This window comes from Affinirhizobium capsici (genome assembly GCF_977018625.1).
Genome location: NZ_CDRNXD010000004.1, coordinates 329268 through 342459 on the forward strand (window position 1 = coordinate 329268; position 13192 = coordinate 342459).

General features: G+C 56.2%; 13 protein-coding genes and 1 other RNA gene. 2 read left to right on the forward strand and 12 right to left on the reverse strand.

What is annotated here, in order from left to right; genetic code table 11:
• Positions 1-190: 190 nt before the first annotated feature.
• On the reverse strand, positions 191-1972 hold the full coding sequence (locus tag AC0JZ1_RS04960) for an ABC transporter transmembrane domain-containing protein (RefSeq protein WP_471881314.1): 1782 nt from the start codon (positions 1970-1972) through the stop codon (positions 191-193).
• Positions 1973-2166: 194 nt separating this feature from the next.
• On the opposite strand from AC0JZ1_RS04960, the gene rpmE reads away from it, so the two are divergent.
• Together rpmE and AC0JZ1_RS04970 are read left to right on the forward strand one after the other, a co-directional pair.
• Positions 2167-2388: a 50S ribosomal protein L31 gene (rpmE, locus tag AC0JZ1_RS04965; RefSeq protein WP_165217843.1), complete on the forward strand. Its 222-nt coding sequence runs from the start codon at positions 2167-2169 to the stop codon at positions 2386-2388.
• Between the two features lie 123 nt (positions 2389-2511).
• A complete protein-coding gene (locus tag AC0JZ1_RS04970) occupies positions 2512-3402 on the forward strand; it encodes a D-alanyl-D-alanine carboxypeptidase family protein (protein WP_471881315.1) in 891 nt (296 codons plus the stop codon).
• Positions 3403-3473: 71 nt separating this feature from the next.
• Here the strand turns inward: AC0JZ1_RS04970 and rcdA are convergent, their stop codons facing one another.
• From rcdA to AC0JZ1_RS05025, 11 genes are all read right to left on the reverse strand, one after another.
• Positions 3474-3983, reverse strand: coding sequence for a protease adaptor protein RcdA (gene rcdA / locus AC0JZ1_RS04975; RefSeq protein WP_471881316.1), 510 nt, complete (start codon positions 3981-3983; stop codon positions 3474-3476).
• 423 nt (positions 3984-4406) lie between these two features.
• The gene (locus AC0JZ1_RS04980; RefSeq protein ID WP_471881317.1) at positions 4407-4598 is read right to left on the reverse strand and encodes a DUF1192 domain-containing protein; all 192 of its coding nucleotides are present in this window, start codon (positions 4596-4598) and stop codon (positions 4407-4409) included.
• Between the two features lie 12 nt (positions 4599-4610).
• The gene (locus tag AC0JZ1_RS04985; RefSeq protein ID WP_471881318.1) at positions 4611-5435 is read right to left on the reverse strand and encodes a TIGR00282 family metallophosphoesterase; all 825 of its coding nucleotides are present in this window, start codon (positions 5433-5435) and stop codon (positions 4611-4613) included.
• A gap of 10 nt (positions 5436-5445) precedes the next feature.
• The gene (locus AC0JZ1_RS04990) at positions 5446-6024 is read right to left on the reverse strand and encodes a 5-formyltetrahydrofolate cyclo-ligase (RefSeq protein ID WP_471883361.1); all 579 of its coding nucleotides are present in this window, start codon (positions 6022-6024) and stop codon (positions 5446-5448) included.
• Entirely contained in the window at positions 6024-7310 is a 1287-nt protein-coding gene (locus tag AC0JZ1_RS04995; RefSeq protein ID WP_471881319.1) for a hemolysin family protein, read from the reverse strand. The genes AC0JZ1_RS04990 and AC0JZ1_RS04995 overlap by 1 nt, the downstream gene beginning before the upstream one ends.
• Positions 7311-7495: 185 nt before the next feature.
• Positions 7496-8536 (reverse strand): sensor histidine kinase, encoded by a 1041-nt coding sequence (locus AC0JZ1_RS05000; protein ID WP_471881320.1) that lies wholly within the window; start codon positions 8534-8536, stop codon positions 7496-7498.
• A 14-nt stretch (positions 8537-8550) separates the two neighbouring features.
• On the reverse strand, positions 8551-8988 hold the full coding sequence (locus AC0JZ1_RS05005; protein WP_471881321.1) for a response regulator: 438 nt from the start codon (positions 8986-8988) through the stop codon (positions 8551-8553).
• Positions 8985-10436: a sensor histidine kinase gene (locus AC0JZ1_RS05010; RefSeq protein ID WP_471881322.1), complete on the reverse strand. Its 1452-nt coding sequence runs from the start codon at positions 10434-10436 to the stop codon at positions 8985-8987. The genes AC0JZ1_RS05005 and AC0JZ1_RS05010 overlap by 4 nt, the downstream gene beginning before the upstream one ends.
• A gap of 170 nt (positions 10437-10606) precedes the next feature.
• Positions 10607-10765: non-coding RNA, 6S RNA (ssrS, locus tag AC0JZ1_RS05015), on the reverse strand.
• Positions 10766-10839: 74 nt separating this feature from the next.
• Entirely contained in the window at positions 10840-11664 is an 825-nt protein-coding gene (locus tag AC0JZ1_RS05020; protein ID WP_471881323.1) for an MBL fold metallo-hydrolase, read from the reverse strand.
• A gap of 98 nt (positions 11665-11762) precedes the next feature.
• Positions 11763-13019, reverse strand: coding sequence for an MFS transporter (locus AC0JZ1_RS05025; RefSeq protein WP_471881324.1), 1257 nt, complete (start codon positions 13017-13019; stop codon positions 11763-11765).
• Positions 13020-13192: the final 173 nt, after the last annotated feature.

Below are 13192 nucleotides of genomic sequence, written 5' to 3' on the forward strand. Positions count from 1 at the left end.
CGCAGACATGATCGTCCCAAAGCGGCTACCTCCTCCGCTTTAAGCTGAGGCGATTGTTGGCGGGATGCTGTTCATGACAACTCATTTGCATTGCGAAAGGGATAGAGGCGAGCCACTGTGATGAACGATGGGTGGAACTCCACCCATTCCACTCGCCAGCGTGGGTGGAACTCCACCCGCGCTCAATGGGTCATTGCGCTGCGATGGCGGGGTTGCCAGCCTCAAACTGAAGTTTGGCAAGGCTCGCATAAAGACCGCCCTGTGCCACAAGCTGTTGATGTGTGCCTTCTTCGACGATCATGCCATTATCCATGACCAGAATGCGATCTGCCTTAAGGATGGTGGCGAGGCGATGGGCAATGACGATGGTGGTGCGATCCCGCATCAGGCCATCCAATGCCTTTTGAACGAGCGTTTCGCTTTCGGCATCAAGCGCAGAAGTGGCTTCATCCAGAAGCAGGACAGGCGCATTTTTCAGGATCGCGCGGGCGATTGCAATGCGCTGGCGCTGGCCGCCGGAGAGGGTAACACCTCGCTCTCCCGCCATGGTGTCGTAGCCTTGGTCGAGGCGGGAGATGAACTCGTCGGCCTGTGCCGCAATGGCTGCCTCACGCACGGCTTCTCGGCTGGCGCCAGGCTGGCCGAAGGCGATGTTATCATGAATGGAAGCGGCAAAGATCGTGACATCCTGCGGCACGATGGCGAGACGGCTGCGGAATTCCGCAAGCCGTGCTTGGCGCAAATCCACGCCATCCAGCCGGATTGCCCCGCTTTGCGGATCGTAAAAACGCATCAACAGTGAAAGCACTGTACTTTTGCCAGCACCAGATGGACCGACAATAGCAACCGTTTCCCCAGCTTTTACATGGAAAGAGAGGCCATGCAAGGCAGGCGCACCGGGGCGTGTGGGATAATGGAATTCCACAGCCTCAAAACGCACTTCACCGCGCGGGGATGATGGCAGGGGCAGCGGGGATTGCGGATCACGAATGGCGGGAACTTCGCGCAGTAGCTCTGTCAGGCGCTCGGCGGCACCACCTGCCTGCGACAGATCACCCCAGACTTCCGAGAGCTGCCCGAGCGAGCTTGCGGCGATGACGGAATAGAGAACGAACTGACCGAGCGTTCCGGCAGTCAGCGTTCCTGCCAGTACGCTTTGCGCGCCGTACCAAAGCACGCCGACAATGCTGCCAAACACCATGAGAATAGCAAAGCCGGTGAGGAAGGCGCGCGAACGAATGGCCACGCGTGCGGCATCATAGGCATCTTCAACCGTGGATGTGTAGCGTGCGGTCGCCGCCTGTTCCGCGCCAAAGGATTGGACGGTGCGGTTAGCGGAAATGGTCTCTGAAGCAAAAGCCGAGGTTGCCGCGAGCGTATCCTGCGCCGCACGGGCTCGGCGGCGCACCGAACGGCCAAAACCAACGAGCGGAAAGACTATGAGAGGAATGGCACCCAGCACCAGCATGGAGAGCTTGGGGCTGGTGAGGATCATCATGACCATCGCGCCAAGACAGAGGATCGTGTTGCGCAGCGCCTGCGATGCCGCCGAGCCGAAAGCAGATTTGATTTGGGTTGTATCCGCGGTTAATCGGGAGACGATTTCGCCGGATTGATTGACATCGAAAAAGGATGGTGAGAGCGAGGTGACACGAGCGAAAACCTCGCCGCGCAGATCCGCCACCACACGTTCACCGATGGTGATGACGTAATAGTAGCGCATGGCGCTCGATACCGCGAGGAGACAGGCAAGACCCAGCAACATGCCGAAATAGCTATTGATGAAGGTACTGTCTGACGCAGCAAAGCCGTGATCGATCATGCGCCGGACGGCCAGCGGCAGGATGAGCGTTGTCACCGCTGCTATTGTCAGGAAAACACCTGCCAAAGCCACCATCTTCTTGTAGCGCAGCACATAGGGCATGAGCCGCAGCAAAGGCTGTGGGGAGCGGCGGGTCTTCTCAGCTGTCATCGGCAATTCCGTCTTGGCTGCAGCAAAACAGTACTTGTGGGCTGCTTTGCAGGTACTTGTGCTTTGAGAGACCTTCCTGTATAGGCTCCGCATCGAATTGGAAAGCCGTGGCCTTCGGGTGCACGGCTTCATTACGGAATAGGGTCGCTCGCTGCAATTGCGACAAAAAGACCCCGCACAGCAGGAAGAGTGTCATGAAGGCCAATATTCATCCAGACTACCACAAGATCAAGGTCGTCATGACCGACGGCACCGAGTACGAAACCTTCTCCACCTGGGGTTCGGAAGGCGCGGTCATGAACCTGGAAATCGACTCCAAGTCGCATCCAGCTTGGACTGGCGGCAACCAGCAGCTTATGGACCGCGGCGGCCGCGTTTCCAAGTTCAACAAGCGCTTCGGCGGCCTCGGCCTCTAATTGCTTGGCCGGGCTTCATCCGGCAATCTGACGATTTCGCACCGCCCGAACCCAAGGTCCGGGCGGTTTTTCTTTGACTGATGGCGCTCTGTTAAAAGGGTGCCGAAAGATCGAGTTTCCCTTATGCTATCTATGCTTCGTCGCTCCTTGATGCCGCTTGCTGCGGCAGCAACTCTTCTTCTCTCCACCGCTGCTGCAATGGCCGACCAGGCCAGCATCGTCCTGAACGTGAAAACTGGCGCAGTGTTGGAAGCGGATCGCGCAACGGAGCTGCACTATCCGGCCTCCCTGACGAAAATGATGACGCTTTACATGACCTTTGAAGCGCTGCATTCCGGCAAGCTCAAGTGGACGGATCGCATTACCATTTCGGAAAATGCGAACAACAAGGAGCCGTTCAAGTTTGCGATTGGCGCCGGAAACACCATCAGCGTGCGCGAGGCTGTAGAGGGAATGATCGTCATTTCCGCCAACGACGCGGCGGTTGCGATGGGCGAGCATTTCGGCGGCAGCGAAGAGGGCTTTGGTCAGATGATGACGGCGAAGGCTCATGCGCTTGGTATGACGGACACTGTTTTCCGCAACCCAGCCGGTCTGCCCGATCCGCAGCAGGTGACAACAGCAGCGGATATGGCAAAGCTTGGCATGGCGCTGATGCGGGACTTCCCCGAGGAGTTCAAGATGTTTTCCGCCCGCACGATCACCTTTCGACACATGAAGATTCGCGGTCACAATGGTGTGCTGAATACCTATCCCGGCGCGAGCGGAATCAAGACCGGCTATACGGATGCGTCCGGTTATAACCTCGTAACCTCTGTTGAGCGGGGAGGGGTGAGCCTCGTGGGTGTCGTGCTGGGCGGCAAGACCGCTCAGGAGCGCGATGAGATTATGAAGGGCCTGCTTGATCGCTACCTTCCTGCCGCACCCGCGGTTGCGCAAAAGAAGCCAGCTGCCAAGATTGCAGAACCGGTTGCCAGAACAGCGACGGTAACGACCACCGTCGCGCAGCCGTAAAGGCTTCACCGAATTAAAAAAAAGCCGATGAAACTGGGTTTCAGCGGCTTTTTTATTGTTCTTTATTCTACTTAGTTCGTGAATGCTGTCCGCAGCAGATCGAGTTGCGCACGAACGCTGTTCTCGTTGTCTGGAACAATTGCTTCCTGTGGCCGATAGATTTCGCGGTCCAGCAGAGAAACGCGGTTCTGGAGGCGCAAGGAGCGCTCGACCAATTCCCGGAATGCTTCCGGCAGGTCACCCCAGCCCGGTGCCATGCGGTCTACGTTGAAACCGTCAAGGCGGACCTTGTTTTTCTCGCTCAATACCTGGTCATGGCTCATCTCGCCATTGTTAACCGCACGCTGGAGCAGCAGCCAGGACGCCATCTGCATCAGGCGAGTGGTCAGGCGCATCGATTCTGCGGCGTAAAGGACCGTGGCATTACGTGGCAGCACCTTGGATGCTGCACGGCCCGGACCATCGAGATAGGCGGCGGTTTCTTCCACGAGGGACATGCCCTCTGTGTAGAGCGCCTTGAACTGCGAAGAGCTAGCGGCGCGGCCCGCGAAACTGACGGTATTCAATACCTGTTCTGACATCGAGATAATCCTGCTAACGCATCCACTTGATCAGGCAATGACGAAACTCATTAAAAGTTCCGCTGTCGACTTCATGACCAGAAGATGATGCCAGTAGCTGAATTCCGCAAGCCGTTTCTTAAAGAAAGGTTAATTCCCACAGTTTACACAGCATAATCAAAAAAAAGAGCCGCGAAAGCGGCTCTCAAGGTAAAACAGGGAGAATCAGACCAATCCGCCGATAGGAGAAACCGTCTGAGTCCAGGAAGCCCGGACAAGAGCATCATTACCGAAAATGCTTAACAGACGGTAAATGCACTCTCAAAAACTATAAATTCTTTGTGTTGCTTTAACCTATTCTGGTGCAGGCGGAGCAATATCATCCAAAACTTGCCGGTGATTCGTACGGTAACGAACATGTTATTTGCAGAAAGCTTGGGCGAATTACCGCTTGAAAAAGCTCTCTGCAGCGGCCCGCCCGGCGTCTTTGCGGGCTCGTTCTTCTTGCAGCCGGTCGATCTCGGCCTCCAGAAGGGTAACGCGCCTCTCCAGCTCATCCGCTGAAAGCTGCGAAATGTCGCAGCCAATCTCGTGTGTATTGACCTTCTTGGGGCGGTCATCATCGAAGAGGCTCATGGGAAACTCCAATCAGCGCCAGAATTCGGGGATCGTTTCTGCAAGTCGGGGACCAATACGCAGCGGTGCAATCTTTTCCGCCAAACCAGTGGTGTCTGAAATTTCCACACCGACACCACAAATGGTAGCCGGGCCGCTCGCAGCCTCAAAACGCCCCTTTGGCATCTTCGAAATGAACCGGTTGAGCGGCTCTTCCTTCTCCATACCGAGAGAGGAATCGTAGTCACCACACATGCCCGCATCGGACATATAGGCGGTGCCGCCATTGAGGATCTGGTGATCAGCCGTTGGAACATGGGTATGGGTGCCGACAACGAAACTCGCACGGCCATCGACAAAGTGGCCGAAGCACTGCTTTTCGCTGGTGGCTTCCGCATGAAAATCAAAGATAACGGCGTCTGCCTGTTCCTTCAGCGGGCAGGCATCGAGAATGGCTTCAGCGCTTTTAAAGGGGTCGTCCAGTTCCGGGTGCATGAACACACGGCCCATGATGTTGGACACCAGTACGCGCGCACCATTGCGAGCATAAAAGAGACCGGAGCCGCGCCCCGGCGTTCCTGCCGGATAGTTGGCCGGGCGCAAGAACTGGTCATGCCGGCCAGCAAAAGCAACGGCATCCTTCTGGTCCCAAACATGATTGCCTGTGGTAACGACATCCGCGCCAGCATTGATGGTTTCAAGGAAGATATCTTCCGTAATACCGAAGCCGCCTGCTGCATTTTCGCCGTTCACCACAACGAAATCGAGTTTGAGGTCAGAGATCAGGCCCGGCAGGCGATCCCAGACGGCGGTGCGTCCTGTCTTGCCAACCATATCGCCCAGAAAAAGAAGTCGCATGCCTATCCGTTCAGCTGTTGAAGCGTCTCAGTCCGCTTTCAGTCAGAACAGCGTGCAGACGCATATCGTGGGATTCTGCAGGTACTGATGCCACTTCCTGACAATCGAAGGCAATGCCGATCAACTGCGGAGAGAGGCCTTTCCTGTGTAAACGCTCGATTGCACGGTCGTAATAGCCGCCCCCATAGCCGATACGCTGGCCTGTATGGTCAAAAGCAGCAAGCGGCACAAGCATAATGGCCGGGTCCAGCTCTTCACAATCAGGCCCGGGGCCGAAAGTGCCGAAGCCCATTGGCACCAATTCCCGGTCCGCCCGCAGCTCTCGAAACACAATCGTGGTCTTATCGAGAATAACCGGCAGGCAGAGTTGCCCACCTTTTGCCTTGAGGCCGGACATCAGTGGACGAAGATCGGCTTCGGAGCGAATGGGCGAGAAGCCGGACACAATCGTGCCCGGTGAAAGCTCGATAGCGGACAGTCCGTGTTCGGCCAGGGCAAGGCTCATTTCAATCCGCTGGTCGGGGGCCAGAAGGTCTCGCACGGCAAGACGTTCAGCACGCAGCCGCGCCTTTGCCTGTGCGTTCTCCATCATGCTGCTTCCTGCACCTTTTGAACAAGCAGCTTGTCAATGCGGCGACCATCCAGATCGATGACTTCGAAGTTCCAGCCGTTCCACTGAAACTTTTCGCCAAGTTCCGGCAGGTGCTTCAACTCATCCAGGACGAAACCGGCAACGGTTTCATAGTCCGGATCTTCCTTCATGGAAAAGCCCATCTGGTGGGCGAATTCATCCACCGGCATCCAGCCAGCCACGAGATAGGAGCCATCCTCGCGCTGGACGATGGCGGGCTCTTCCACTTCGTCTTCCTGAAAGACGCCGGTAATGGCTTCCAAAATATCACCAGAGGTGATGATGCCTTCGAAGTGGCCGTATTCGTCGTAGACCAGAACCATATGCGCATTGGCCTTGCGCAGCGCCTGAATGACATCCAGTGCGCCAGTGAGGTCGGAAACCACAGGGGCTTCGCGCATCCGGCCACGAATATCCGGCTCCATGCCTTCCATCATCGATTCATAGACATCTTTGACGAAAAGAACGCCGAGAATTTCATCGGAGGAACCATTGCGAACCGGCAGACGAGAACGCTGTGTCGTGCGCAATTGCGTGCGGATTTCTTCCAGATCGTCTTCAATGTCTATGACTTCAACATCGCGCCGAGGCGTCATCAATCCACGCGCCGTGCGGTCTGCCAGGCGCATGACGCCGGAAATCATCGCGGATTCTTCGGTTTCGATAACGCCCGCAATCTGCGCTTCTGCGAGAACCGTGCGGATTTCCTCATCCGTCATCTTCTCCTCAGATTCGCCTTTTTGGCCGAGCAGGGCCAGCATTGCGCGGCCCGAGGCATCCAGCAGCCAAACCAGAGGAAGAGCAAGCTTTGACAGCAGCACCATCATGGGGGCAACCCGCGCCGCAACCGTTTCCGGCGCGCGCAAGGCAATCTGCTTTGGCACCAACTCACCGATGATGAGCGAGAGGTAAGTGATGGCCACGACGACGGAGCCGACGCCTAAGCCATCGGCCCAGACCTGCGGAAGGCCCTGATCCAACAGCCAGCCTGATAAGCGCGCACCCAGCGTTGCACCTGAAAAGGCGCCGGACAGAATGCCGACCAGCGTGATGCCGATTTGAACCGTGGATAGGAAGCGGCCCGGATCGTCCGCCAGCTTCATTGCAAGGCCGGCACCGCGATTGCCCTGTTCAGACATAACTTTCAGGCGAACAGGTCGAGATGAGACCACGGCCAATTCTGACATGGCGAGAACGCCGTTAAGAATGGTTAGAAGAATGACGATTGATATTTCGGTTAACAAGAGACGCTCATAAGTTTCGTCAGGGACCCTGACCGCCTAATAAAGCACGGTTATCCCGGATCAGCTCGAAAAGCCGGCCAATCCTGCCGCACAAACACAAAACGAACATATAAGTTCCGATTTCGCGAAGCCAGCTGACGGTATGCGCGCAATCTTACAGACCGGCCCCAGTCAATGCAATGCGGTCACGCATTTTTCGCCAGTTCAAGTGAAAGTTCCGCCCGCGTGCCGCGCGAAGCGGGGACATATTCCACGGATGAACCGAGCGTAGAGGCCATGGAGCGGATAATCCGGCTCCCAAGTCCGGTGCCTTTCGGGCTCGAGCCCTCTACCAAGCCAACTCCATCGTCTTCCACCGCAAGCAACGCAAAGCCATCATCCCCGCGGCGCAGGTGAACCCGCACTTCGCCGCTTGAGCCAGCGGGATAAGCGTATTTCAAAGCATTGGTCAGCAATTCCGTTACGATCATTCCCACGGAAACCGCTCTATCCGAGGTGAGTGACACCGGGTCGGCATCCAGAGAGATGGAGGGACCAGAATTTTCGAGATTCACAGAGCGCTGTACTTCCTGCACAAGCGTTTGCAGGTATTTATCCATTTCAACATGGCGCACATCGTCGGATGTGTAGAGGCTGCGATGCATGCCCGCTATGGCGGTGATCCGAGCCTGCGTTTCAGTCAGCGCCTCGCGAACCGCTTCATCCTTGCTGTTGTTGACCTGAAGGCGGATGAGCGCGGCCACCAGGGCCAGTGAATTGGCAACACGGTGGTTGACTTCCGCCAGCAGCACCTCCGCCCGTTCCTTGCCCAGTCGGATTTCCTGATCTGCCAATTCCTTGGCGCGGTGCAGTTCCGCCGTGGCAATCGCCTGACGCAGGGCATTTTCCATCAGCGACCAAAATTCGTCGCCAATGGTTTTGATAACATAGTCGGAGGCACCGCTTTTCAGCGCATCGACGGCAATCGTTGCTTCACTGGAGCCGGTCACATAGATGGTTGGAATGGAAAAACCACGTTCCCGCAGGTTGCGTAGGATGTCGAGCCCGGTTTCCGCGCTGAGATAGTGGTCAAGCACAATGGCATCGAATTTTGCGTCATCCAGCGCCGCCAGGCAGGCTTGACCGTCCGTGACATGCACGACCGAATAGCCAAGGCGACCCAGCGCGCGTTGTGCGAGCCGGCCAAGAGCGACATCGTCGTCAACATATAGAACGGTCTGCTGCATGGCCTCTACGCGGTTCAGGGAATCTGCATGACAGAGAAGAACAATCCCAACTGCCGAATGGCATTGGCAAAGCTGTCATAGTCCACTGGTTTGGTAATGTATACATTCGCCCCGAGATCATAGCAGCGCTGAATTTCGCGCTCGTCATCGGTGGTGGTGAGAATGACGACCGGCAGGCGCTTGGCGTGCGCGTTTGATTTCACCCGTTCCAGAATGTCTATGCCGGACATGTCTGGCAGGTTGAGATCGAGCAGGATCAGCATATAGCGGTTCTGAATATTCTCGCCCGAGCGGTCTTCGCCCAGAATGTAATCCAACGCGGCATTGCCGTTGGTAAACGGAATGATTTCGTTGCTCACGCCAGCGCGGCGTACGTTCTTCTCGATGAGGCGGGCGTGACCTTCGTCATCTTCCACCATAACGATGGTGACTTCGCGACCGGCAGCTTTCATATCCCAGGACTCCTGACATGTTGGGAAAGGTCCATCGGCAAGCGAATAAGAAAAGTCGATCCGCCGTCGAGGGTGGAAGTGACCGTAATTTCACCTCCTAAATTTCTAACTAACGATCGAACATGAGCCAGTCCAATCCCTTCGCCGGGACTATCCTGACGCCCGGAGCGTCGGAACAGTTCAAACACGCGCTCATGATCTTCCGGCGCAATGCCTCGACCATTGTCCTTCACTTCAATGCGCACCATGCTGCGACCGAGCGCCTGTGCTGTCACGTCGAGAGTGAGGGGCCTGTCTGAACTTTTATATTTGACCGCATTGTCAAAGAGATTGCCGAAAATCTGCTCCAATGAAAAGCGGTCTGTCACCAGATTGCGGGCTGCGGCAACAGATATCGACACTTTTCCGCCCGCATCGGTCACCTGATGATTGATGCTATCAGCTGTGGCTTCCAGAAGATCCTGGAGATTGATCCGTTCCGGCTTAAGCTCACGCCTGCCATCGCGGGAAATTTTGAGGATGGCGTTGATCAAGCCATCCATTTTCTTGGTGGATGAGCGAATGAAGGAAATCGCTTCCGGCAGATCTTCTTCCACGGCAAGGCGCGCTTCGCGGGCCTGATCTTCCGTGGGCTGGGCGTCACCCGCCATCACATAGGCGCGGATGGTCTTCAGTGTTTGATCCAGTTCGCTGGTAAAGCCCATGATATTCACAAGCGGGGCTCTCAGATCATGCGAAACGATGTAGGCATAGCGCTGAATTTCGCGGTTGGCCTGCATCAGGTCGTCGGTGCGCTCGTTCACCCGCTCTTCCAGCCCCGTATTCAGGGCCTCCACCTCGCGATGCGCGTAGGAAAGTTCACGCACATGCTGCATCACCACGAGGATTGCCCCGCCCACCACGATGAGGATGACCACGCCACCGCCGATTGTGACCCATTGCAGGGTTGATGCATGGCTGTTCAGCTCATCGACGCCGGAGCTTAGTTTGACATCCAGATCGCGAATAAGAGTGACCAGGAGCGCGCTGATGTCGTCCATCAACTCGCGCCCCGTTGCGGCGCGAACCAGCCCCACAGCTTCATCGAATTGACCGGCTTGGGCCAGATCAACCGTTTCTTTCATTTCTGCGAGCTTGGCATCCAGCAGGGTGTTGAACTGCTCGAACGGAAAAACCACCGCGTTCTGGCGCTGATAGGTTTCCATCAGGCGATCCCGCTGTTTGGCCATGCGGTCCGTCGCAGCGATATAGGGCTCCAGAAACTCGTGATCACGGCTCAGTAGATAGCCTCGTTGACCAGCTTCCGCGGCGCGCAGGAACAGCATCATATCGGCAGAGGCGCTACGCAAATCACGAAGGCGCACCACATCGCCGAAATAGCTTTGTGTCGAGCGCGCCAGATAGAATGATGACGTGACGATAGCAGCGAGAACCGCAGCGCCGATCATGAGCATGATCAAAGACGAGCGCGCGAATTTTGTATTTGCGAATGGCATTATATCTAAAAACCCTTACCCCGACCGGGGTAAATGGGTCAGGCTTTCAGGAAGTCAAGCGCATGACGGGAAAAACGAAGGTGTGACAACCCGCCTTTCGGTTGATCCTTCGGAGGTAAAAGGTGCGATCCACGGCGACCGATGGATAATTACGATCCTGGGTGCCTACAAAAGTAGGTGGGCGCCATATGTCCAAGCCCACGGGCCTGGTCAGGGACAGCTCCCTTTGGATCGAGTATGGCCCCAGGGATTGTGGTTCCTGTCGGGAAGCGCAGACCGCAACAGGAATATAAGACAGGTTAATGGCGACCGCCAGAGCTTAACAGTCCTCATCATCGATTTTGTTTGGTGCACATCACAAACCCTGCGGCACCAGGATTTGCGGTTTGCGGGGAAGATTACGAAGCGACACCACAATCTCTGGCTCGTGTGCGTAAACAATATCGTATTTGCCGTCGAACATGGCGAGAAACTGCTCCAAAGGCGGTCCGCTGCGGTGCATGGGCAATATGAGAGATGAGCGCAAACGTTGAACGACGCGGCTCATGCTTTCCGGTCCCATGGTCAATCCACCATCTGTTGGCACCATCAGCACATCGAGCCGCCCAATCTCCGCATAATGGCTATCACTCAGTTCATGATGCAGATGGCCCAGATGGCCGATGCAAAGCCCCGCCACTTCGAAAATGAAAATCGAGTTCCCGTTTTCCTCAAAACCGCCATAGCCACGTATGTCGGTGGACACATTGCGGATATAGGCATCCCCCATCACCACGTGATGCTCGGCTTTTTGGCCTGGCTTATCACTCCAGCCCTTTAAAACCTGCTTGATCTGCGGCTCGGGTGTCAGCGTGTAATGGGTGGAATGCGCCTTGTTCATCGTCACCACATCGGGCGTTCGATCTGGCTTGTGATAGCCGCTATAGTCGGTCGCGATGAGAATTCCGTCCGGCGTTTCGATGGAGTAGGTGGAATGGCCGATCCAGCGAATGCGCACCTCTTCCAGATTTTTCCTTGCCTCTATCAATTTTGGCGGCTGGAAGCTGGCGAACTGCACCTTGGGAAGGGATTGCGCGATGGCTTGGCACTGGCTGGCCGGTCGCGCCTGATCTTGGGCCCACGCGCCGGAAGAACTCAAACCGACCACGAACCATGCGAATGCGAAAGTCCGCAGCATCATGCTACCCCCTCGTCAACCATGGAGGGCAGGATGCGTGAGGTCGTGAGGCGCGTCCAGATAGATGGCTGTAAGCGCGCCTCACATTTGCGTCATCAGTGTTATCGATTGTCCGGTTCAGACGAGGCGCGAGGATCGAGCATCAGGCTTTCCGGTGTTGAAAGCTGGGCGGCAGCGCCTGGAACCGTGGTGTAATTATCCTTTTCTGCCGTAGGCAGAGCGGCACGTCTTCTGCTGCGGAAAATAGAATAGACGACCACGATCATATGCGCTGTGGCCGTTACCGCAAACAGCGCATGAGCACCGAAATGGGTCATGACAGGGCCGCCAAGGGTCGGGCCAATGATCGTTCCAATGCCGAAGAGCAGCAGCAGACCGCCGGAGACTTTGACAAAATCCTCAGGTGAGGCGAAGTCGTTCGCATGCGCCACGGCAATAGGGTAGAGCGCATTGGCGGCTGCGCCATAGGTGGCAACCAGAATGATGATGACATAGACGTTCATCGGCTCCAGGACCACGAGAAGCAGCCCCGCCACGGCTGCCAATCCTGAGAGTGCGGCGAGAACGTACCGCCGATCCATCCGGTCCGACAGACGACCGGCAGGAAACTGCATGATGGCACCGGCAAAAATGGTGATGCTGACCATGACCGCGATGGTGCCCTGATGCAGCCCTGTCTTGGCGCCGAAGACGGCAACCAACGTTCCATAAGCACCGTTGGCAATTCCGACCATGAGGATACCAACGAAGGATACTGGCGAATTCCGGTAGAGCGCTGGAAGATCGAGACTGACACGTTTCAGCGGTTGCGGTGAGGCGGCAGTCGACATGGTCGTCGGCAGGATGGAAATGCAATATAGAATGCCGCAAACCATGAACAGCAGCGGCGTGGTGACATCTGCCAGGCCGACCAGCAATTGGCCGCCCACGACGCCCAGCAAAGTGATGGCAATATAAAGCGAGAAAATCGCGCCACGGCTTTCATTCGTGGCACGCTCGTTGAGCCAGCTTTCGATAATCATCGACGTGCCAGCGGTGCAAAAGCCGGTGACAGCGCGAAGAAGCAGCCATGCGCCATCATGAACAAAGATGCCGGTGACCAAGACGTTGAGGCAGATGATGGCGCCAAACCCAGAAAAGGCGCGGACATGACCAATGCGGCGCACGAGCAGTGGAGCAACGAAACACCCTGCCACGAAGCCTGCTGCCCAGGTGGTGCCGAGAAGGCCGAGCACTTCGTTGGAATAGCCTTCATGCGTGCCGCGAACGGGCAACAAAAGGCCCTGAAGGCCGTTGCCGAGAAACAGGAAGAGCGTGCCGAGAAGCAGACTAAAGACAGGTAGGATATTACGAGGCATCAGCGAAACCGCATGCATTCGAATGTTTGAAAACTGTTATGGCAAAGAACCACAACAATGGTTAAACGAGTACACCAGATTTCGACGCTGACGTGAATATTCACGACTTTGGATTGCCAATCCAAATCCCAACCTCCCGGCACCTCAAAAACAGGTTCCGAATCTGCTGCCCT

Coding starts and splice junctions, on each gene's coding strand:
- AC0JZ1_RS04960 (WP_471881314.1), bottom strand. CDS start 1,972: ATGACAGCTGAGAAGACCCGCCGCTCCCCACAGCCTTTGCTGCGGCTC.
- rpmE (WP_165217843.1), top strand. CDS start 2,167: ATGAAGGCCAATATTCATCCAGACTACCACAAGATCAAGGTCGTCATG.
- AC0JZ1_RS04970 (WP_471881315.1), top strand. CDS start 2,512: ATGCTATCTATGCTTCGTCGCTCCTTGATGCCGCTTGCTGCGGCAGCA.
- rcdA (WP_471881316.1), bottom strand. CDS start 3,983: ATGTCAGAACAGGTATTGAATACCGTCAGTTTCGCGGGCCGCGCCGCT.
- AC0JZ1_RS04980 (WP_471881317.1), bottom strand. CDS start 4,598: ATGAGCCTCTTCGATGATGACCGCCCCAAGAAGGTCAATACACACGAG.
- AC0JZ1_RS04985 (WP_471881318.1), bottom strand. CDS start 5,435: ATGCGACTTCTTTTTCTGGGCGATATGGTTGGCAAGACAGGACGCACC.
- AC0JZ1_RS04990 (WP_471883361.1), bottom strand. CDS start 6,024: ATGGAGAACGCACAGGCAAAGGCGCGGCTGCGTGCTGAACGTCTTGCC.
- AC0JZ1_RS05000 (WP_471881320.1), bottom strand. CDS start 8,536: ATGCAGCAGACCGTTCTATATGTTGACGACGATGTCGCTCTTGGCCGG.
- AC0JZ1_RS05005 (WP_471881321.1), bottom strand. CDS start 8,988: ATGAAAGCTGCCGGTCGCGAAGTCACCATCGTTATGGTGGAAGATGAC.
- AC0JZ1_RS05010 (WP_471881322.1), bottom strand. CDS start 10,436: ATGATCGGCGCTGCGGTTCTCGCTGCTATCGTCACGTCATCATTCTAT.
- AC0JZ1_RS05020 (WP_471881323.1), bottom strand. CDS start 11,664: ATGATGCTGCGGACTTTCGCATTCGCATGGTTCGTGGTCGGTTTGAGT.
- AC0JZ1_RS05025 (WP_471881324.1), bottom strand. CDS start 13,019: ATGCCTCGTAATATCCTACCTGTCTTTAGTCTGCTTCTCGGCACGCTC.